Source organism: Sedimenticola hydrogenitrophicus (genome assembly GCF_029017505.1).
Classification (GTDB): Bacteria; Pseudomonadota; Gammaproteobacteria; order Chromatiales; family Chromatiaceae; genus Sedimenticola; species Sedimenticola hydrogenitrophicus_A.
Genome location: NZ_JAQGEI010000023.1, coordinates 31,568 through 51,902, shown reverse-complemented (window position 1 = coordinate 51,902; position 20,335 = coordinate 31,568). Strand labels below are relative to the sequence as shown.

Annotated in this window: 17 protein-coding genes; 5 read left to right on the top strand and 12 right to left on the bottom strand. The window is 58.9% G+C overall.

Translation table 11 applies throughout. From position 1 onward, the window contains the following. Positions 1–43 precede the first annotated feature (43 nt). From rbr to O9K64_RS14770, 3 genes are read right to left on the bottom strand one after another with little or no spacing between them, the layout of a single operon-like run. Positions 44–622 carry a rubrerythrin gene (gene rbr / locus O9K64_RS14780; RefSeq protein ID WP_275098854.1) on the bottom strand — a complete coding sequence of 193 codons (579 nt, stop codon included), beginning with the start codon at positions 620–622 and terminating at the stop codon, positions 44–46. A 41-nt stretch (positions 623–663) separates the two neighbouring features. Continuing rightward, the gene (locus O9K64_RS14775) at positions 664–1,614 is read right to left on the bottom strand and encodes a DMT family transporter (RefSeq protein WP_275098853.1); all 951 of its coding nucleotides are present in this window, start codon (positions 1,612–1,614) and stop codon (positions 664–666) included. 48 nt (positions 1,615–1,662) lie between these two features. Next, entirely contained in the window at positions 1,663–2,772 is a 1,110-nt protein-coding gene (locus tag O9K64_RS14770) for an NAD(P)-binding domain-containing protein (protein WP_275098852.1), read from the bottom strand. A 268-nt stretch (positions 2,773–3,040) separates the two neighbouring features. Between O9K64_RS14770 and O9K64_RS14765 the strand changes: the two genes are divergently transcribed. Continuing rightward, positions 3,041–3,889 carry a paraquat-inducible protein A gene (locus O9K64_RS14765; protein ID WP_275098851.1) on the top strand — a complete coding sequence of 283 codons (849 nt, stop codon included), beginning with the start codon at positions 3,041–3,043 and terminating at the stop codon, positions 3,887–3,889. Here the strand turns inward: O9K64_RS14765 and O9K64_RS14760 are convergent. From O9K64_RS14760 to rpmH, 5 genes are all read right to left on the bottom strand, one after another. After that, the gene (locus O9K64_RS14760; protein WP_275098850.1) at positions 3,886–4,455 is read right to left on the bottom strand and encodes a nuclease-related domain-containing protein; all 570 of its coding nucleotides are present in this window, start codon (positions 4,453–4,455) and stop codon (positions 3,886–3,888) included. The genes O9K64_RS14765 and O9K64_RS14760 overlap by 4 nt on opposite strands. Before the next feature lie 150 nt (positions 4,456–4,605). Continuing rightward, positions 4,606–5,985 (bottom strand): tRNA uridine-5-carboxymethylaminomethyl(34) synthesis GTPase MnmE, encoded by a 1,380-nt coding sequence (gene mnmE, locus O9K64_RS14755; RefSeq protein WP_305793155.1) that lies wholly within the window; start codon positions 5,983–5,985, stop codon positions 4,606–4,608. After that, positions 5,966–7,666: a membrane protein insertase YidC gene (gene yidC / locus O9K64_RS14750; protein WP_275098848.1), complete on the bottom strand. Its 1,701-nt coding sequence runs from the start codon at positions 7,664–7,666 to the stop codon at positions 5,966–5,968. The genes mnmE and yidC overlap by 20 nt, the downstream gene beginning before the upstream one ends. Positions 7,667–7,771: 105 nt before the next feature. Continuing rightward, positions 7,772–8,176, bottom strand: coding sequence for a ribonuclease P protein component (gene rnpA, locus O9K64_RS14745; protein WP_275098847.1), 405 nt, complete (start codon positions 8,174–8,176; stop codon positions 7,772–7,774). A gap of 14 nt (positions 8,177–8,190) precedes the next feature. Beyond that, positions 8,191–8,325, bottom strand: a complete 135-nt coding sequence (gene rpmH, locus O9K64_RS14740; RefSeq protein ID WP_260293414.1) for a 50S ribosomal protein L34 — start codon at positions 8,323–8,325, stop codon at positions 8,191–8,193. Between the two features lie 510 nt (positions 8,326–8,835). On the opposite strand from rpmH, the gene dnaA reads away from it, so the two are divergent. From dnaA to gyrB, 4 genes are all read left to right on the top strand, one after another. Continuing rightward, the gene (gene dnaA / locus O9K64_RS14735; RefSeq protein ID WP_275098846.1) at positions 8,836–10,200 is read left to right on the top strand and encodes a chromosomal replication initiator protein DnaA; all 1,365 of its coding nucleotides are present in this window, start codon (positions 8,836–8,838) and stop codon (positions 10,198–10,200) included. 224 nt (positions 10,201–10,424) lie between these two features. Next, a complete protein-coding gene (dnaN, locus tag O9K64_RS14730; protein ID WP_275098845.1) occupies positions 10,425–11,525 on the top strand; it encodes a DNA polymerase III subunit beta in 1,101 nt (366 codons plus the stop codon). A gap of 100 nt (positions 11,526–11,625) precedes the next feature. Continuing rightward, a complete protein-coding gene (gene recF, locus O9K64_RS14725; RefSeq protein ID WP_275098844.1) occupies positions 11,626–12,696 on the top strand; it encodes a DNA replication/repair protein RecF in 1,071 nt (356 codons plus the stop codon). Between the two features lie 630 nt (positions 12,697–13,326). Further along, positions 13,327–15,732 (top strand): DNA topoisomerase (ATP-hydrolyzing) subunit B, encoded by a 2,406-nt coding sequence (gene gyrB / locus O9K64_RS14720; RefSeq protein ID WP_275098843.1) that lies wholly within the window; start codon positions 13,327–13,329, stop codon positions 15,730–15,732. A gap of 101 nt (positions 15,733–15,833) precedes the next feature. On the opposite strand, the gene O9K64_RS14715 is transcribed toward gyrB, so the two are convergent. The 4 genes from O9K64_RS14715 to glyQ form a co-directional block, all read right to left on the bottom strand. Continuing rightward, positions 15,834–16,544 carry a lysophospholipid acyltransferase family protein gene (locus tag O9K64_RS14715; RefSeq protein WP_275098842.1) on the bottom strand — a complete coding sequence of 237 codons (711 nt, stop codon included), beginning with the start codon at positions 16,542–16,544 and terminating at the stop codon, positions 15,834–15,836. Further along, on the bottom strand, positions 16,541–17,092 hold the full coding sequence (gmhB, locus tag O9K64_RS14710; protein ID WP_275098841.1) for a D-glycero-beta-D-manno-heptose 1,7-bisphosphate 7-phosphatase: 552 nt from the start codon (positions 17,090–17,092) through the stop codon (positions 16,541–16,543). The genes O9K64_RS14715 and gmhB overlap by 4 nt, the downstream gene beginning before the upstream one ends. Before the next feature lie 70 nt (positions 17,093–17,162). Next, entirely contained in the window at positions 17,163–19,310 is a 2,148-nt protein-coding gene (glyS, locus tag O9K64_RS14705) for a glycine--tRNA ligase subunit beta (protein WP_335342301.1), read from the bottom strand. Next, entirely contained in the window at positions 19,303–20,235 is a 933-nt protein-coding gene (gene glyQ / locus O9K64_RS14700) for a glycine--tRNA ligase subunit alpha (RefSeq protein WP_275098840.1), read from the bottom strand. Before glyQ ends, glyS begins: the two co-directional genes overlap by 8 nt. Positions 20,236–20,335 lie beyond the last annotated feature (100 nt).

Sequence of the window (20,335 nt, the reverse complement as noted above, 5' to 3'; positions counted from 1 at the left end):
TCCGAAACTTGAGTTATAAGCTGACCGAAAGTTGGGACAATGCCTACCAGTTCTCGCCCAGCAGTTCGAAATGGGCCTGGGGATGGAGACAGGCCGGACAGACGTTGGGGGCCGCTTCACCCTCGTGCAGATAGCCGCAGTTGCGGCAGCGCCAGACCACCTTGCCGTTACGTTTGAACACCAGTCCCGCCTCCAGGTTGTCCGCCAGGGTCCGGTACTGCTTGTGGTGCTGCTGCTCGGCGATGCTGATCGCCGCGAACGCCGCCGCCACCTGCCGGAAGCCCTCTTCCCGGGCGACCCGGGCAAACTCCGGATACAGCGCGGTCCACTCGTGCTCTTCGCCGGCGGCGGCGTGGCGCAGATTCTCCAGGGTGGTGCCGATCAGGCCGGCGGGGAAGGTCTCGGTGATCCGCACCTCGCCACCCTCAAGGAACTTGAAAAAGCGCTTGGCGTGCTCCTTCTCCTGGTTGGCGGTCTCTTCGAAGATGGCGGCGATCTGCACCAGCCCCTCGTTGCGCGCCGCGCCGGCAAAATAGCTGTAGCGGTTGCGCGCCTGGGACTCGCCGGCAAAGGCGGTGAGCAGGTTTTTCTCGGTTTGCGATCCGCGGATACTCTTGTTCATGATACGACTCCCTGTGAAACCCTGATTTTTATGCGTCCATTCTAACGTGATTGCCTCAGGGAGTACCACTTGGAGACATAGGTGGCGAGCAGGATGGCGAGGAAGATGGTGGTCATGCCGATCACATGGTAGGAGCGGAACGCCTCGCCCAGAAAGATCACCGCCAGCAGGCTGGCGAATACCGAGATCAGGTTGGTGAACAGACCGGCCTGGTTGGCCCCACCGAGCAGTACCGCCTTGTTCCAGAAGTAGTAGGAGAGCAGCGAGGGGAAGATCGCCACGTAGCCGAGGATCAGCGCGGTGTCGGTATTCAGGGTGAAGGTCTCGCGGCCGCTGATGTCCCAGAGGTAGAAGGGCAGGATGCCGATGCTACCGATAAAGATGAGCAACAGCAGCAGCCCCAGCTTGTCCAGTTCGCGCGGCAGTTTGCGCATCAGCACCGAGTAGATGGCGAAGCCGAACACCGCCGTCAGCATCAGCAGGTCGCCCGGATTCAACTGCAGGCCGGTCAACACCTGCAGCTGACCGCGGGCGACCACCCAGCCGACCCCCAGCAGTGCCAGCAGCAGGCCCAGCTTCTGCAGCCAGTTGGCGCGCTCCTGCCCCAGCAGCCAGGTGAGCAGGAACACCTCCAGCGGCATGGTGGCGCTCACTACCCCCACATTGATGGCGCTGGTCCACTGCAGCGCCACGTACTGCAGCGAGTTGTAGAGGGAGACGCTGAGCAGGGCGAGAAACAGCAGCAGCCAGCGGTGCCGGCGATAGTACCCCAGATCGCGCAGACAGGGACGCCAGGCGAAGGGGAGCAGGATCACAAACGCCAGCACCCAGCGCCAAAAAGAGAGCTCGATACCTGACATGTAGTTGAGGGCGAGCTTGCCGACCACGGCGTTGCCGCCCCAGAACAGGGTGGCCAGCACCAGCAGCACCGCCGGCAGTTCAAACCAGCGCCGAGCCCGCGATCGGGGCACCCCGGTCGGTAGCCCGGTCACCGGTGCACCCGGGATCGGCTGGACATCATGCCATCGTCCTTGTCGGAGTCACGGCAGGTGGGACTCGAAATGGCTGATCGTGACCTCGAGCAGGGCCGAGTCGCGGATCCTCTCGGGCAGCGAGGCGACACAGGCGGTAATCACCGCATCCGCCTCCGCGCCAAACGCTCCCCGTTCCGCCATGTAGCGATCCAGCGCCGCACTGCCGCTGCGGATCATCTCGCGCGCCACGGCATGGGTGGCCAGGGTCTGCCCGGGATACCGCTGCAACAGGTAGGAGAAGATAAACGCGGTATTGGTCATGGCCTGGATGGAGATCCGCGGCAGACCCGCCGCCAGCGCCAGGCGGGCGGCGTAGACCGCATCCACTACCGCATGGTGAATGCCGAAACCCTGCTCCCAGTTGTCCGTCGCGATGCCCTTGCTCAGGACCAGGTCCCACTGCCGGGTGCCGCCGGCGCCGCCGTTGAGAAACTCGAGGTAGGCGTACTGGTCATCGCCTCCCAGCTGGCCCTGGTTGAAGCAGTCGGCATGGATGGCGGCGGCGGTGGCGATGCCGTTCAGGCCATTGAACACCATGTGGTGGCCGATCAGCTTGGTGATGGCGCCGGCCGCGGGTGAACCGCCGAAGTAGCGGGGATGGCCCAGGCGCTGCAGCAGGGGCAACAGCCGCTGATACAGCGCCGCATCGCCGCTGGCCAGGATCAGCATCCCCTTGGGATCCGCCCCGCCCAACTGGGCGCCCAGCGGGCCGCCGGTCAGGGGATAGTTGACATAGTCTACCTGCTGATCGCTGCAGAAGGTGGTGGCAGCCTCGGCAAAGTCGGGACTGACGGTGGAGAGGTGCAGGATGAAGGGGCGGGCGGTTGAAACGGCCCGCAACCGCCCGGCCAACTCGCCGACAATCGACACGTCGTCGCCGTTCTTGCCGGCACAGACCACCACGCCATCCAGGTCACCGGCACCCACCAGCTGTTGCAGCGTCGGCACCAGTTCGGCGCCGTGTGCCCGCCAATCCGCCCGGTACCGGTCCCGACCGCCACCCCGGCTGCCACGATCCTGTACCCGCAGCACCCGGGCCGGGCCATCCGCGGCCAGATGGCTGGCGGCCGGTCCGGCCATCATTCCCAGTCCGCCTACATAAGCAAGTTTCAACATGATCTTTGTCCTGCACTGGTACAATGTCGTGCCCCATCTTAGCAGATCACGATTCAGCTTATCCGCTACAGATGCAGGGGTATCCGCCGGTTTGCATCGCCCGGAGTTTCCCAGCTAGAGTAGGGCATCTCACATTCAGACGGAGTTTTGCTTAATCCAATCTGATTACCTAGTTAACGCCGTCGTACTCAGGAAAAACATGCGCCCGAATGAATGCAAATGAACGATATCCGACCAAGCTGAGTAAGATGGATAATTCGGTAATTTCATGAACAGACCACTGAATTGGCTGCTGGCGGGGCTTCTGTTGATCGGCTTGCTGGGCTGCGGCTGGAAGATCTGGGAACAGGCGACCGCCTATGAACGGCAGACCCTGGCGATCATCCAGCAACTGCAGGCCACCAGCCAGCTGGAGAACAGCGGACGACAGCTGCTGGAGGCGTTGAGTTTCGGTCTCTATGACGGCTACAGCCAGCAGCTGGCGGATCTCAACCGCCAGAAGGCGCTGCAGGCCGCCTACAAGGCGTCGGTGAATCAGCTGACGGCACTGTTTCTGCTCAATGCCACTTTACTGCTGCTGGTCTCCTGGCTGCCCCGGCGCCGCTCCGGCGATCTCGGCTATGCCATGCTCACCGTGGGTATCGTCGCCCTGGCGGTCGGCCTGACTACACCGATTCTCTCGGTGGAGGTGAGTAAGACGCTGCCGGTGTTGGGTGAAACCGTGTTGCAGTTTCAGTCCAAGGGGATACTCACCACCATCACCGGGCTCTGGAGCAATGGCAATCTCTGGCTGGCGCTGCTGTTGACGCTGTTCAGTGTGGTGTTGCCGCTGCTGAAAACCGGGGTCGCCTGGTTGACCCTGTTCAGCCGTACCCATCACCTCTCCCTGCGTGGCCTGCACCTGAGCCATCACCTGGGCAGGTGGTCGATGGCGGATGTCTTTGTGGTCGCCGTCCTGGTGGCCTTCTTTTCCAACAATGGCGGCGGACTGACCCAGGCGGAGGTGCAGGCCGGGCTCTGGTTCTTCGCCCTCTATGTGGTGCTTTCGCTGTCCGGCTCGCAGCTGATCAGCCGGCAACTCAGGCAGCTGCAGCTGGCAAATGCCTTGCCTACCTAACCGAAGCTGAGCATCTCGGCCTTCACCAGCAGCAGTTCCCAGGCGGTTTCAAAACGGGGCGGGACCACCTGTTTGCGCCGCTCCCTCGGCAGGTCCTGCAACAGGCAGGCACCGTCCGGTTTATCCTTGGGGAAGGCGCAATTGCCGGCAAACAGCACGATCCCGCTCACCGGGATATTGGGCACCAGGGATCTGACCGTGGCACAGATCAGCTGCAGTTCATGTAGCGGGTTGGTAAAGCGGTGCGAGGCGCCGTGCCATACCTGGGTCCACTGATCGGTATCCTTGCCGCCGAAGATATTACCCTCGTACCAGTTGACCGTGACCAGCAGGATGCCCTTGTGGGTCAGCACCACGTAATCGGCCACCAGCACGCCATCGATGCCGTCCGGCAGCAGCAGATCGTGGTGTACCTTGGGTCCCAGGCGTCGGATGGCCTGGCCGAGCCGACGCTGTTTCAGGAAGGCGGCCAGGCGGCGGCGGAACAGGATGGCGGGCAACAGCAGGGCCATCGCCGACAGGGCCGCGACCAGCCAAGGTATTTGCTCGGGAGTGAGGGAGAACATGGGGTGATTTTAAAAGCCTATCCAGGGTACTTCATCAACTCACGCATCCGCTTGATGCCTGATCCACCAGGCGCAAAGTTTGGCCAACAAGCGCCATCAGGACAACCTTTTTCTGCGCTTTTGTGACCCCATCCAATAAGGACAGGGCGATTATTTACCGATGCAGAAACTGCTGAAGATCTGCCCCAGCAGATCATCGGCACTGAACTCGCCGGTGATTTCACTCAATGCCTGCTGCGCCTGGCGTAGATCCTCCGCCAGCAACTCGCCGGAGCCTTGCCCCTGCAGTGCCGCCTGTCCGGTGAGTAGGTGCTCACTCGCGCGTTGAATGGCATCCAGATGCCGGCGCCGGGCGATAAATTCGCCCTCCTGTCCGCTACTGAACCCCATGCACTGTTTCAGATGCTCCCGCAGCAGGTCGATGCCTTCACCGGTTCTGGCCGACAGGGCGATCTCGATAGCGTCCCCGCTCTCCCGGATTCCCGCCGGGGTGCCGCTCTGATCGATCTTGTTGCGCAGGAAGGTGACCGGTATCTCCGCCGGCAGCAGGCTGCTGTCGAACGCCCGGTGCCGGGGATCCAGCTTGTCATCGAAGATCCAGAGGATACGATCCGCCCGGGCGATCTCCGCCCGGGCGCGGCGGATCCCCTCCAGCTCCACCGCGTCGTTGCTCTCGCGCAGGCCGGCGGTATCGATCAGGTGCAGCGGCATGCCATCGATCTGGATCTGCTCGCGCAGCAGGTCCCGGGTGGTACCGGGGATATCGGTGACAATGGCCGACTCGCGGCCGGCCAGGCAGTTTAGCAGGCTCGATTTGCCGGCATTGGGCAGGCCGGCGATCACCAGGGTCATGCCGTCGCGCATCAGCCGTCCCAGCCGGGCGCTCTGTTGCACGGCGCCGACGGCGGCGATGATCTCCGCCAGGTCCCCGTCCACCTTGCCGTCGGAGAGAAAATCGATCTCCTCTTCCGGAAAATCGATGGCCGCCTCCACATACATGCGCAGCAGGATCAGCTGCTCCACCAGCTGATGAATGCGCCTGGAGAACTCGCCCTCCAGGGAGCGCACCGCCAGCCGGGCGGCCGCGGCCGTGCCACTCTCGATCAGATCGGCGATCGCCTCGGCCTGGGTCAGGTCCAGCTTGCCGTTGAGGAAGGCGCGCTGGCTGAACTCGCCCGGGCGGGCCAGCCGCACCCCGCACTCCAGGACACTCTGCAGCAGCAGATCCAGCACCACCGGACCGCCGTGGCCCTGCAGCTCCAGCACATCTTCACCGGTAAAGGAGTGGGGGCCGGGAAAGAACAGCACCAGGCCTTCATCCAGCACCTCTCCCCCGGCATTACGAAAGCGGGCAAAGCGGGCCAGGCGTGGCTCCGGCAGGGTGCCGGTGAGGGTTCGGGCGACCGTTGCCGCCTGACTTCCGGAGATGCGGATGATGCCGACCCCGCCCATTCCGGGCGGGGTGGCAACCGCGGCTATGGATTCCTGTGCATCCACAGGGCTGGCTGGATCAGGCCCTGGCGGCGGCATTCTCGATCTGGCGGGTGATGTGCCACTGCTGGGCGATCGACAACACGTTGTTGGTCACCCAGTAGAGCACCAGACCCGAGGGGAAGAAGGCGAAGAAGACGGTGAACACCACCGGCAGGGCCATCATGATCTTGGCCTGCATGGGATCCGGGGGCGCCGGATTCAGCTTCTGCTGGATAAACATGGAGATACCCATGATCAGCGGCAGCACGAAGTAGGGATCCTTGGTGGAGAGATCCTGGATCCAGAAAACAAACGGCGCTTGACGCAGTTCCACACTCTCCAGCAGCACCCAGTAGAGGGAGATGAAGACCGGGATCTGCACCACGATCGGCAGACAGCCACCCAGCGGATTGATCTTTTCCTTCTTGTACAGCTCCATCATCGCGGCGTTGAGTCGCGTTTTATCCTCGCCGAAACGATCCTTCAAGGCCTGGATGCGTGGTGTCATCCGGCGCATGTTGGCCATGGATTTGTAGCTGGCCTCGGAGAGTTTGTAGAACAGTACCTTGATCAGCAGGGTCAGCAGGATGATGGCCACACCCCAGTTGACTACCACACCTTGAATCTGCTTGAGCAGCCAGAAGATCGGCTGCGCGATCACCGTCAGCCAGCCGTAGTCGACGGTGAGATCGAGTCCCGTAGAGATCGCCTTCAGCTCATCCTGCAGCTTGGGACTGGCGACAAAGCCGCTGCTGAAGGTATGGCTGGCACCTTTGTCGACCGTCAGCGCCGGGGTGTAGGCGCCCAGAACATAGCGTTCGCCGGGGAGCACATTGGTGTAGAAGGTGCCGGTCTGATCCGCCGGCGGAATCCAGGCACCGACAAAATAGTGCTGCAGCATGGCGATCCAGCCGCCCTTCACCTCGCGGGAGAGTTTGGACTCCTGCATATCATCAAAGTCGATCTTTTCGTACTTCTTCTCTCCACTGTAGATGGCACCACCGGTGTAGGTATAGAGCAGCTTGGAGGCGGCGCTGTCATCCACCGCAGGGGTACGCATCAACTGGCGATACTCGCGGCCGACCCAGGGTTGGCCGGAACCGTTTTCAACAATATGTTGAACCGTCACCAGGTAACTGCCACGCTGGTAATTGAAGCGTTTGGTGACCTTGACCCCCTCCGGGCTGGTCCAGAAAAGATCCACACTCAACTGGTCCGCGCCGTTCTCCAACCGATAGCTGTGACTGTTGACCCGATAGGGGGTCTCATGACTGGGCGCGAAGCTGCCCTCGCCGGCAATCAGGCCGGACTGGGCGACGAACAGGTTGGGTATCTCCGGTTTCATCAACTGGAAGCTGTTCTCCTGGTCTCCCAGCGAGGCGGGATACTCGTTCAGGAACACCTTCAGCACATTGCCGCCTACGGTGCCGATCTCCATGGTGTAGAGATCGGTCCTGACGGTGACGCTGGCGGCGGTGGGTTGGCTTTCCGCTCCTGCCTTGGGCAGCGCAGAATCGGCCGTGATCGAGGGTACGGCGGAGGGTTGCCCGTCGCCGGCGGGCGTCGGTGCCGATGGGATCGCCCCGGGAACGGACGTCGTGGTGCTGGCCTTGTCGCTGCTCATCTCGGAAGGGGCGGCCGTTTGCGGCTTGCCGCCATAGTCTTTATCCCACGCCTGCCAGAGCATCATCAGGATGAAGGCCAGGGCGAAAAACAGTATCAGGCGAAGGTTATCCATGGACTATCTCAAACTCGAATTTGGAAGTTGCGTCGGCCGGTTTGGCAAAGGGCGTATTATGGACTGAAATCACGGTTAAGCGGAGATTTTTTCCGGCCTCAATCCCTAGGAGTCTGTTGGGCTTTCGCTGGAGCCCGACAGACTCCTGGCAGCTGGCTTAGCCTGAACGGCCTTTGTCCAGTGCCTGTCGAGCGAGTCCCGCAGTTGCTGCAGATTGGAAAGGTCTATTCCACGCGCGCACATCACCACCAGATCCAAACCCGCTAAATCATACTGCCTGAGTCTAAAGCTCTCTCTGATCAGCCGCTTGACCCGGTTTCGGTCGACCGCCCGACGCAGAATTTTTTTGGCAACGGCTGTCCCCAGACGGGCATCGGACCTGCCATTAGGCAGGAACAACACCGTAAAGCAGCGGTCCGATGATCTGCGAGAATTCTGAAAAACCCGTTTGAATTCAACGGGCTTTAGTAGCCGCAGCGTCCGACCGAAAGTTGCCCTGCCGGTGTGCAAAGCAGGTCAGAAACTCAGGATGCGAGACAATCACGTCCTTTTGCACGACGGGCATTGATGATCTTGCGGCCGTTGCGTGTTGCCATGCGGGCGCGGAAACCGTGAGTGCGCGCACGCTTCAAATTGCTCGGTTGAAAAGTTCTTTTCATGACTGATACCAGTAAATGATTAAGCAGGGCTTTGACCAAACAAGCGCAGAAAAAGCCCCTGAAAAAGGGCGCGTATAGTACGATGCCGGGCTAGCGGATGTCAACAATAATGCGGCCGCGCAAGCGGCGCTAACCCGCTGATTTATCACGAACTATCGGCGGCCGGCAAAAGCACCCTGGAAAAACCGCCGGGCTCCGCGACGGGTATCGCCGGTAACAAGAAAACATCTTTAATAACAACCATCTAGCTGCATGCTTCGGTCAACCTTGCTGGTGCCGCAATCCATTTACCGATGCGTAAAAGCTGTGGATAAGGCGGCAGAAGCGGAGTAAACTTTTGCCTCCACAGTTTCCGGTCACACATAAGTAATCCTCAAGGCAGACCTACAATCCGTGGTCAAATCCAGGCTTTCAGCCGTGTGGATCAGCAGCAAAAATCGCCGGATCCCTACACCTAACTGTGAAAAAGGGAAATCCTTTCTCGTTTCAGAACAAGAGAGTACATCAAGCGTGAATTTTTGGAGCAAGTGCACTGATCGGCTCGAGCATGATCTGCCTCAGCAGCAATTCAATACCTGGATTCGCCCCCTGCAGTCCGTAGAGGATGCACACAGCATCCGCTTACTGGCACCCAATCAGTTCGTGCTGAACTGGGTGCAGAATCACTACCTTAGCGATATCACCGAATATCTGCAGAGTATCGCTGGCGCCAATGCACCCACCATTTCCCTGGAGATCGGCAGCAAGGCCACAGTCCAGCCCACGGCGGAAGTTCACCAGGAGGCGCCTTCCCATCGGCGCCTTCAGGGCGCCCGGACCAACATGCGTCAGAGTAGTGAGGACGCACCGATGCCGAGCAACCTCAATCCCAACTTTATCTTCGAGACCTTTGTCGAGGGAAAGTCAAATCAGTTGGCCAGGGCCGCCTCGATACAGATCGGCGAGAACCCCGGCACCGCCTACAATCCGCTGTTCATCTATGGCGGGGTGGGGCTGGGCAAGACCCATCTGATGCATGCCGTCGGCAACATGATTGTGAAAACCAACCCCCGCGCCCGCGTCGTCTATGTCCACTCCGAAGGCTTCGTCGCCCAGATGGTGAAGGCGCTTCAGCATAACACCATCGACGAATTCAAGCGCCGCTTCCGCAGCGTCAACGCCCTGCTGATCGACGATGTGCAGTTCTTTGCCGGCAAGGAGCGCTCCCAGGAGGAGTTCTTCCATACCTTCAATGCACTGTTCGAATCCCAGCAGCAGATCATCCTCTCCAGCGACCGCTTTCCCAAGGAGGTCTCCGGCCTCGAGGAGCGGCTCAAGTCCCGCTTCGGCTGGGGCCTGACGGTGGCCATCGAACCGCCCGATCTCGAGACCCGAGTCGCCATCCTGAAGAGCAAGGCCGATCAGTTGTTCGGGGTGGATCTACCCAATGAGGTGGCCTTCTTTATCGGCAAACGGGTACGTTCAAATATCCGCGAACTGGAAGGTGCACTGCGGCGTATCATTGCCAATGCGGAGTTTACCGGGCGTCCCATTACCCAGGAGTTTGCCAAGGATGCCCTGCGTGACATGCTGGCGGCGCAGGATAAGCAGGTCACCATAGAGAATATCCAGAAGACCGTCGCCGAGTACTACAAGATCCGCACCTCCGAGCTGCTCTCTGCCAAGCGCAGCCGCACCATCGCCCGGCCACGCCAGATTGCCATGACCCTGGCAAAGGAGCTGACCAATCACAGCCTGCCGGAAATAGGCGAGGCCTTCGGCGGTCGCGACCATACGACGGTACTCTACGCCACGCGCAAGATCGCCGAGCTGAAAGAGGCGGACCATCGGGTTGAAGAGGACTATGGAAACCTGTTAAGAACTCTCACCAGTTAATGTGGATAAACTGTTGATGTTTTTGCGGCAAAACAGCATGCTTTAGTTATCCACAGATGATCAACATCTCTTTCATAATGCATACCGCTGTTATCAACAGCTAAAAAACGGTATAACTAACTGATAAACAACAAGAAATAACGATTGATCAACAGTAATCGTGCTGTGTAATAATAACAGTAAATCTATATAAATATTTTATATCTATTAAAGAGTACTTCGCCATGAAGATCGTCACTACAAGGGATAATCTGCTTAAACCACTTCAACAGGTAGGTGGAGTTGTTGAGAGAAGACAGACCCTACCGATTCTCGCGAATGTCCTGATCAATGCAGGCAATGGGAAAGTCACCATCACGGCAACAGACCTTGAAGTCGAGATGAAAACCACCAGTGTGGTGGATTGCGACGGCGAAGTGGATTTCACTCTCCCGGCAAGAAAACTGCTCGATATCTGCAAGGCACTGCCGGATGACGCCACCATTGAACTTAATATCGAAAACGAACGGGTCGTCATTAAATCGGGGAGAAGCAGGTTCACCCTGGGGGTCTTGCCCGCCAGCGACTACCCGTCCATCGAACCATCGGCCAGTAGCCACCGGTTCACGGTGACTCAAAAACTATTAAAGCGGCTTATAGAAAAAACCCAGTTCGCCATGGCCATTCAGGATGTCCGCTACTACCTGAACGGATTGCTGATCGAGATGAACGAGGGACTTATCAGAGCGGTAGCAACCGACGGACATCGCCTCGCCCTTAGTGAAGCCGAATGTGCCCTGGGGCAGGAGACGGGCCTGCAGGTCATCTTGCCAAGAAAAGCGGTCCTGGAGCTCGCCCGACTGTTGAGTGATAGCGATGAGCTGATAGAGATCGACGTCAGCAACAATCACATCCGCTTCGCCATGGGGGAGACCAGTTTCACCTCCAAGCTTATCGATGGCAAATTTCCGGATTATCAGCGTGTTATCCCGAGCAACACGGACAAGGAGATCACCGCGGATCGGGATGATCTCAAGCAGGCCCTGATGCGCACCTCCATCCTGTCCAATGAAAAATATCGGGGGATACGCTTCCAGTTTTCCAGTGGCCTGTTGAAATTGCTCGCCCATAACCCTGAACAGGAAGAGGCCGAGGATGAGATGGAGATTGATTACCAGGGTGAACAGTTGGTCATCGGCTTTAATGTAGGTTACCTGATCGAGGTGCTGAATGTTATCGATACCGCTTCAGTGAAGTTGTCGCTCAGTGATTCCAACAGTAGCTGTCTCATCCAGAACATGGATAGTGAACAGAGTCGATATGTCATTATGCCAATGCGCCTGTAGCCCCTAGGAGTCTGTCGGTCAAACCCGGCAGACTCTTGGCAGCGGGACTGGTTAGATCACCAGTCCCATACCCACCCCGTCCGAATAACGGGAACCTCCCGTGACGATCAAGCAGATAAAAATCCAGCATCTCAGAAACATCACTGAGGCCGACATACGTTTTTCAGCTGGGATCAATCTTGTCACCGGAAAAAACGGATCGGGAAAAAGTACCTTACTCGAAGCGATCTACATGCTCGGGAGAGGGCGGTCCTTTCGCACATCAAAATTCGGCCCAGTAGTACAGCATGGAGAGAAATCGCTGACTCTGTTCGCTATATCTTCCCTGGCGAGGGAACATCGGATCGGCGTACATAAAAGCGCCAGCCAGACAATGATCAAGATTGACGGGGAGGGCATCAGCAAGCTTTCGGATATCGCAAAGATGACCCCGTTGCAGATCCTCACCCCCATGTCACATGAAATACTCGAACGGGGTCCCGAATATCGGCGCCGCTTCGTGGAATGGGGTGTGTTCCACGTGGAACCTTCCTATTACCCGATTTATAAGAAATTCACCAAGGCACTGAGGCAGAGAAACAGTCTGTTGAAGACCGATCCGGGTACGGTATCGAGCTGGAATCAGATAGTCGGTGGTTTAGGCGAGGAGATGAACAGGCTACGCGAGGATTATTTCAACCTTTTGCAAAGTACCTTCACCGACGAACTGGAGCAGCTGAATATCGACGGCACGATCGAGATGACCTGGAAGAGGGGGTGGGATGAAGGGCTTTCCCTGGCCGGGGTACTGAAACAGAGAGAGCCTTCAGACATAAAACAGGGTTACACCCAGGTAGGCCCCCACCGGGCGGATATCCGTTTACTGTTTGAGGGGCGTTCGGCCTTCACCTCCATCTCCCGTGGACAGCAAAAGATGATTATCTCCGCACTGCATCTGGCCCAGGCGGCTATTACTCAAAAACTGACGGGTATTATGCCCATCCTCCTGTTTGACGACCTGGTGGCCGAACTCGATGCGGAGAACCGGGACAGATTATTGAGGCGCATAAACCAGATCGGCTGTCAGGCGTTTATCACCGCAACCGATAGACCTGGCGAGGTGGGCGACATAGAGATGAATGAGATCCGCATCGAATCGGGGACGGTCACACCGACTGATCATGTGAGCTGAGAGCGGGTCAATCTATAAATCATGTTTCCGAGCTCAGTTCCAGATGCCGGGTGGGCTACCCCCATTCAGGGACCGTCGGAGGCAAGAGGAGTGGTACAGGGATGTACCGTTTACGGAGCCGAGGATGCCATGCCGACACCGAGCGTACAGGGATGTATTCACAGCTTATCCCTGAATGGGGGTAGCCTGCCCTGAACGACGCCTTTTGAACTCCTAAGTAACTATTCAGCATGTTCAACTTAAGGTTCGGCGCCGTCATGGCTACGGGGAATTTGTTCCAAGAGACGCCTAAATACATCCCTGTAGGCTCCACTATGGCATCCCTGCCATAGAGGCTCTTTCCACAAACACCCCGTATCCACGACTGAAGCTTGGGTGCTGAATAGTTACACTCCGATACTCGCGCTATAACCATCCCGACTTGTTGGTCTTTTCCTGCGCCTTCGGCGTTACGCCAAGGCTTACATAGTGTGACCAGGCGCGTCTTGAAGGCAACCGAATATCAGGCGCAATCTGTAACTGGGTGTGCTTTCCAGACCCCCAGGTGTTCCACGTGGAACATCGGTGATTTATGAATAAATCTGCAGACAGCATGGTGTATAATGGGCCGTTCGTTAACAGGAGTGCTATATGACCTACGACTCGTCAAATATCAAGGTGTTGAAAGGGCTGGATGCGGTACGTAAACGGCCAGGTATGTATATTGGTGATACCGATGATGGCACTGGTCTTCACCATATGGTGTTTGAAGTCGTAGATAACTCGATAGACGAAGCGCTAGCGGGACATTGTAGCGAAATCACGGTTTCGATCATCGACGACGAGACCGTCAAGGTGACGGATAACGGACGGGGGATTCCCGTGGATATCCATCCGGAAGAGGGTCGTTCCGCCGCCGAGGTGATCCTGACGGTGCTGCATGCCGGGGGTAAGTTCGACGATAACTCCTACAAGGTTTCGGGTGGATTGCACGGGGTCGGCGTATCGGTGGTGAATGCCCTGTCAGAGAACCTCAAACTCTTCATTCATCGCAATGGACATACCCATTACCAGGAATATGTCCACGGAGAGCCTCAGGCACCCCTGGCGGTGGTGGGCGACACGGACAAATCGGGCACGGAAATCATCTTCAAGGCCAGCAATCAGACCTTCACGAATATCGAGTATCACTATGATCTGCTCGCCAAACGCCTGCGAGAACTCTCCTTTCTGAATTCTGGTGTGCGGATCAAACTCACCGATGAACGTAACGACAGACAGGATCTGTTCGAGTATGAGGGAGGGATCAGGGCCTTCGTTCAACACCTCAATCGAAAAAAGACCCCACTGCATGAATCTGTTTTTAACTTCTCGGTCGAGAAGGATACCGTGGTGGTGGAACTGGCGATGCAGTGGAATGAGTCCTACCAGGAGAATATCTTCTGCTTTACCAATAATATTCCCCAACGGGATGGGGGCACCCATCTGGCCGGTTTTCGTGCCGGCCTGACCCGGACCCTGAACCAGTATATCGATCAGGCCGGGTTGGATAAAAAGCAGAAGGTCAACACCTCGGGTGACGATGCCCGTGAAGGGCTGACGGCGGTACTCTCGGTGAAAGTGCCCGATCCGAAGTTCTCCTCGCAGACAAAGGACAAGCTGGTCTCCTCGGAAGTGAAGGGGATCGTTGAATCGGTGCTGGCCGATCGACTGAGTGCATTTCTGCTGGAAAATCCTGCCGAGGCCAGGCAGATCGCGGGCAAGATGATCGAGGCGGCGCGCGCGCGCGAGGCGGCTCGCAAGGCCCGGGAGATGACCCGTCGCAAGGGTGTCCTGGATGTGGCCGGCCTGCCGGGGAAACTCGCCGACTGCCAGGAGAAGGATCCCTCGCTGTGCGAGATCTACCTTGTCGAGGGTGATTCCGCCGGGGGTTCCGCCAAGCAGGGGCGGGATCGTCGCACCCAGGCAATACTGCCGCTGAAGGGCAAGATCCTGAATGTCGAGAAGGCGCGGTTCGATAAGATGCTCTCCTCGGCGGAGGTCGGCACCCTGATCACCGCACTCGGCTGTGGTATTGGCCGGGAGGAGTTCGATCCGAATAAATTGCGCTACCACCGAATCATTATCATGACTGATGCCGACGTGGACGGTGCCCATATTCGTACCCTGTTGCTGACCTTCTTTTACCGGCAGATGCACGAGCTGATTGAGCGGGGTCATATCTATATCGCCCAACCGCCACTGTATAAGGTGAAGAAGGGCAAGCAAGAACAATATCTGAAAGACGATAACGACCTGAACGCCTACCTCCTCCAGGCGGCGCTGGATAATGCGGAACTCCATGTGAGCAGGGACGCACCCGCGCTAGGGGGCATCTCACTGGAGGAGCTCTCCAAGCAACATCTCTCAACCATGGCGACGGTGAAGCGGGTTGGTAAACGGTATGACGCCGCCGTGATAGAAAAGCTGATCTACATGCCCCGTCTCAGCGAAGAGCTGATCGCCGACCCACAGGGTTATGCGGCCTGGCTGAGTGAGCTGGAGTCGCGACTGAATGCCGAGCAGAATATCTCCAATCGGTTTGAGATTCGCGCGCAACCGGCCCAGGATGACCAGCCAGCCCAGATCAATGTCACCCAGTATGTGCACGGGATCAACACCGAATCGGCCATCCCCTTTGATTTTTTCAGTAGCAGCGACTATAGAAGAATGGCGGAAATGGGGGAGAAGCTGGATGGCCTGCTCTCCGAGGGCGCCTACATCAAACGTGGCGAACGCCAGAGTGATATCAGCAGCTTCTCCCAGGCCCTCGGTTGGCTGATGGAAGAGGCGAAGCGGGGTCAGCACATCCAGCGCTATAAAGGCCTGGGTGAGATGAATCCGGATCAGCTCTGGGAAACCACCATGAACCAGGAGTCCCGGCGCCTGCTGCAGGTGAGGATTGAAGACGCGGTCGGCGCGGATGAAATATTCACCACCCTGATGGGCGACCAAGTGGAACCACGCAGGGATTTCATCGAGAAGAATGCCCTGACGGTGGAGAATCTGGACGTCTGATCGCCGGTCAGGGGATGGATCAAAAGGGGCCTCACGGCCCCTTTTTATTTACTCGAACGGGAGGCGATCCGCTATCTTGTAAGTGAATACTTACTGTCGCTTTATTGTATCTGGGACATGGTGTTCTCTATCCAGCTCTCCACATCCCTGTTGATGTCGGCGGCCTTTCGCCCGGCCGAGGGAATGGGGTCACCGACCACCACCTTGATGACGCCCGGGTATTTACGGATGTCACGGCGGCGCCAGAAGGAGCCCGCGTTGTGGGCAACGGGGAAAACCGGGACGCCGGTTTTTTCAGCCAGCAGCGCCCCTCCCAGGCCGTAACGCCGCCGTTCTCCGGGGGCAACCCGGGTCCCCTCCGGAAATATCACCACCAGCCGCCCCTGCCGCAGCCGCACGATGCCGGTCTCGATCACCTGGCGCGCCGCCTTGCTGCCGGCCTTGCGATTGATGGCGATCGGCTGCACGGTTGCGGCCGCCCAGCCGAAAAAGGGGACCCACATGAGCTCGCGTTTCAGCACCCAGGCCTGTTCGGGTGGCAACAGCGCCCGCAATGCCATGGTCTCCCAGGCGGATTGATGCTTGGCCAGGACAATCGCGCCAGATTCGGGGACCTTTTCCAGACCCTCAATCTGATAGCCGAGTCCGCAAAAGTACTTGAGACACCAGAGATTGACCGCGCCCCAGGCATTGGCGATCCGGCAGCGCTGCCGGTAGGGCAACACCCAGCCGATGATGGATAACAGGCCCGCGAGTATCAGCGTGGTGAGAACCAGGCTCACCAGATAGAGCAGAGATCGAATCAGGATCATTGTTCGGGTTCTTCTTCACTCAACAATGCATCGACCGCATCGCTCAGATTGTCATGGACCGGGATGCCGGGGTGGAGCCGGGGGTCGGCTTCGGTTTTCCTTCCCTTGCCGGTGCGCACCAGTATCGGGCGTGCGCCGACAGCCAGGGCGGCCTCAAGATCGCGCAGGCTGTCGCCGATGCAGGGGATGCCTTCCAGGCCGGAATAGAAGCGTTCACTGATCTGTAGCAGCAGCCCCGGCCTGGGTTTACGGCACTCACAGTGGTCGTCCGGTCCATGGGGGCAGAAAAAGAGCCCATCGATGTGTCCACCCTCGCAGGCCAGGGCCAGGTGCATCTTGTTATGGATGGCGTTGAGCGCATCGATAGTGAACAGGCCCCGGGCCAGACCGGATTGATTGGTTGCAATCACCACCCGGTAGCCCGCCTGATTCAGCTTCGCCACGGCCTGAAGACTACCCGGTATGGGAAGCCATTCATCGGGTGATTTGATGAAGGCATCCGAGTCTTCATTAATGACGCCATCTCGGTCGAGGATTATCAGCTTCATTTCATCTATGTAAGCAAGTACTTACTATGTTCATATCCTTTGTTACCAGTTCCTGTGGTTTGAGATTAGCCTATGTTTGGAGGATCGAAATGTCGGCCACGCCGAGAAACAGCTTGTTGAGGCGGTTGAGCAGCGCCAGACGGTTGGCGCGGATGGCGGGATCGTCCGCCATCACCATCACCTGATCAAAAAACTGATCCACTGGCGCCTGCAGGGTGGCAAGACTCTGCAGCACCTGCTCATAGGCGGCGGCGGCCATCAGCGGGGCGATCTCAGTGCGTTTCTGTTCGATGACCGAATAGAGCGTCTGCTCCTGCGGTGAGTCGAACAGGCCCGGGTCGACCTCTGTCGGAATGGCCTGCGCACTCTTCTTGAGGATATTGTGAATACGCTTGTTGGCGGCTGCCAGCGCCTCTGCCGCGGTGAGCGTGCGGAAGGCCACCACGGCATGCACCCGGCGATCGAAATCGGCGATCGAGTCGGGCCGGGTCGCTGCCACCGCCTCAAACAGATCCACCGCTATCTGCTGATCGAGATAGATACCCTTCAGGCGCTCCAGCATGAAGCCGTACACCTCTTCGGCACAGTCCGGTTCAGTGATGGCCGGGCGCAGCTGCTCCACCGCATGGGCCAGCAACTGCCTGAGATTAAGCGTGAGTGAGTGCTCACGCATGATGCGCAGTGCGCCCAGCGCGGCGCGGCGCAGGGCAAACGGATCCTTGTCGCCGGTCGGTTTCATGCCGATACCGAAGATCCCCACCAGGGTATCCAGGCGCTCCGCCAGGGACACCGCAATGCCGGTACGGGTGCGGGGCAGATCGTCGCCGGAGAAGCGCGGCATATAAAATTCGTCCAGCGCCTCGGCGATCTCATCGGATTCACCATCCCGCTTCGCCTGGTAGCGTCCCATGATGCCCTGCATCTCGGGAAATTCGTACACCATCTCGGTCATCAGATCACAACGGCTCAACATGCCGGCCTTTTCCGCGGCGGCGCGGTCCCCGCCGATATGCCCGGCAATGACTCCGGCCAGGGCGGCGACGCGTACGCTCTTGTCGTGCATGGAGCCGAGCTTCTGCTGAAACAGGACGCCCTTGAGGGAGTCGATGCGGCTGTCGAGGGTGCGCTTGCCGTCCTGTTGCCAGAAGAACATGGCATCGCTCAGGCGTGGCCGGACCACCCGCTCATTACCCTCCTTGATCAGTTCGGGTTTCGGGCTGTCGATATTGGCAATGGTGATGAAGTGATTCATCAGCCGTCCCTGCGCGTCAACCAGATGGAAATATTTCTGGTTCTTTTTCATGGTGCTGATCAGCGCCTCGTGGGGAACTTCCAGGAAGCGCTCTTCGAAACCGGCCGAGATCGGTACCGGCCACTCCACCAGGCCGGTCACCTCGTCCAGCAGCGCCTCGTCGATCGGTGCCTGGCCGCCGATGGCGTCGGCGGTCTGGGCAACCTGGCGGCGGATCTTCTCCCGGCGCTGGGCAAAGTCGGCAATCACCCGACCCTGCTCCTGCAGCACCTCGGCATACTGCGCCGGGTGTTCGATACGGATGGCCTGGGGATGGTGGAAGCGGTGTCCATGGGTCAGATTGCCGGCCTCGGTATCCAGTAGCCGACAGGGAACCACCTGCTCACCGAGCAGGAACAGCAGCCACTGCACCGGGCGTACAAACTGCGCCTCCGACGCCCCCCAGCGCATCCGCTTGGGTATGGGCAGGCGGTTGAGCGCCTCCTCGGCAATCCCGGGGAGCAATTCGGCGGTCGCTTTACCCAGCTCATGGAATCTGTACACCAGCCACTCGCCCTTGTCGGTGGTGAGCCGTTCCAGCTGGTCGACGCTGGTGTTACAGGAGCGGGCAAAACCCTGCGCCGCCTGGGTCGGGTTACCCTCGGCATCGAAGGCGGCCTGCACGGCCGGGCCCCGGCGTTCGGTTGCGCGGTCCGGCTGGGCCGTGGCACAGGCCTCCACCCACAGCGCGAGCCGTCGGGGGGTGGCATAGGCGTGCACCGGTCCGTGCTGCAGATGGGCCCGCTGCAGGCCTTCCACGAACGCCGCGGTGAGGGCGTCTGAGAGCCTTTGCAGGGCAACCGGAGGCAGCTCTTCGGTGCCGAGTTCAAACAGCAGATCGGCATATTCACTCGCGCCTTCCATGGCGCGATCCCTGCGGGCGGCCTCCGGCCGTCCAATTTCATTCCCGACGAAATTGTTAGCCACGGGCCTGCTCCTTCTGATTCTTAAGCATGGGGAAGCCCAGTTTTTCCCGGGCGTCGTAGTAGGCTTGGGCCACGGCCCGCGCCAGGGTGCGCACGCGCAGGATATAGCGCTGCCGCTCGGTCACCGAGATGGCATGGCGGGCGTCCAGCAGATTGAATGCGTGGGAGGCCTTCAGCACCTGCTCATAGGCGGGCAGCGGCAGGCCGAGCCCGATCAGTTTGCTGCTCTGCTGTTCGCACTGGTCGAAAGTGCCGAACAGGTAATCCACATCCGCGTGCTCGAAGTTGTAGGCGGACTGCTCCACCTCGTTCTGGTGAAACACGTCGCCGTAGGTGACCGGACCCTGGGGCCCGTGGGTCCAGACCAGATCGAACACGCTCTCCACGTTCTGCAAATACATGGCGATGCGCTCGAGGCCATAGGTGATCTCGCCGGTGACCGGGCGGCAATCGATACCCCCCACCTGCTGGAAATAGGTAAACTGGGTCACCTCCATGCCGTTCAGCCACACCTCCCAGCCCAGGCCCCAGGCCCCGAGGGTGGGGGATTCCCAGTTGTCCTCGACAAAGCGGACATCGTGCACCCGGGTGTCGAGCCCGAGCATCTCCAGCGAGCCCAGATAGAGCTCCTGGATATTCAGCGGAGACGGCTTCAGCGCCACCTGGAACTGATAGTAGTGCTGCAGGCGGTTGGGATTGTCGCCGTAGCGGCCATCGGTGGGGCGGCGCGAGGGCTGCACATAGGCGGCATTCCAGGGTTCCGGTCCGATGGAGCGCAGGAAGGTGGCGGTATGGAAGGTGCCGGCACCCACCTCCATGTCGTAGGGCTGCAGGATCACACAACCCTGTTCCGCCCAGTAACGCTCAAGGGCAAAAATCAGGCCCTGGAAGGTTGACGCGTCAGGGCCATTGTTCGAATTCGTCATAGTTCAGGTTAAGGCTCTATATATAAAAGGAAAAACCAATCGGCGCAGTATATCGTTTTGGCGCCGGATTGTTGAGTCTGAACATTTCTTTGAAGTGGAG